The 1051-nt window shown below is 44.1% G+C and carries 1 protein-coding gene and 1 pseudogene; both read right to left on the bottom strand.

The genetic code is table 11. The features are described from left to right. A pseudogene (locus tag AC1DWB_RS35975) lies at positions 1–350 on the bottom strand (extracellular solute-binding protein); the annotation flags it as partial. A 12-nt stretch (positions 351–362) separates the two neighbouring features. After that, the coding region (locus AC1DWB_RS35970) for a helix-turn-helix transcriptional regulator (protein ID WP_477545839.1) at positions 363–1051 on the bottom strand (689 nt) is incomplete at its 5' end.

Below are 1051 nucleotides of genomic sequence, written 5' to 3'. Positions count from 1 at the left end.
GTGTTGATATCGTACGTGAAGATGATGTCTGGTGCTTCACCCGAAGCCAGCCATATGCTCAGCTTTGTTTCGGCATCTCCGCGAGGTAATGATACCATTTCAAGATCGATGCCTAGCGGTTTTACTTGCTCCTGCGTCCACTTGATAAGTGGGGACTCCGTCAGTTTTACGCCCTCGGGTGCATTCCCGCGGTTGTAGAGTTCGACACGGAGCTTCACTAGTTTCACCGGTGCTGCAGACCGTTTATCATTTGTAAGGGTTGTTTGATTGCTGCAGCCAGCAAGTAATGCAGTTATTGCGAAAACGGTTGCAACGCTTAATAAGGCCCCTTTTTTCATTCCACCCAACATTAAGCTTCCTCCTCAAAATAATACAGGAAAATTTTGTGCTTGATTTTCTTTGGTTCTGTTTTTGTATTCTTTGGGAGATTGCCCTTCCACTCGTTTGAAAACTTGATAGAAGTACGCATATTCCTTGTACCCCACCATTTCACCAACCTCGTTCACTTTATTTTTAGTGTCCATTAACAGCCGTTTGGCTGCTTCAATTCGCACTTTTGTGAGAAGATCAATAAAGCTGATTCCCGTTTCTGTACGCAGTAATCGGCTCAAATAGCCGGGGCTGAGACTAAAATGATCGGCAATGGATGTCAGATTAATGTTGTCCGAATAATGGTTATTAATATAGTCAATGACCTTCTTTACGACCAGACTGTATTCCTTGTCATCCTGCTTCAGCTTTGTCTTGATGTCCCCGATAAAAGCGTTCAGGTAAGCTGAAGCGTCCTTCAAACTGGTAAGTCGGTAAACATCCCCAAGAATATGGTCAACGCTTTTGCCGATGCCCATTTCATCGCCTGTCACGCGGAAGTAATGACGCACCACCGTCAAACATACTTCGGAGATTAGTCCCTTCAAAACGAGAATATTGCCTTCACTATAAATGGCGAGCTGTTTCAGCAGTCGCTCCGTATGTTCCATAACTTCCTCGTTAGATGTGTTCTCTAACATTTGATTGAACTGTTCGAGGTGTTGAATAATCGAAGTTTTAC

It is taken from the genome of Paenibacillus sp. P4_E11 (assembly GCF_056401635.1).
Note: the sequence above shows the minus strand (reverse complement) of the source record. Positions and strands in the feature narration are given on the sequence as shown.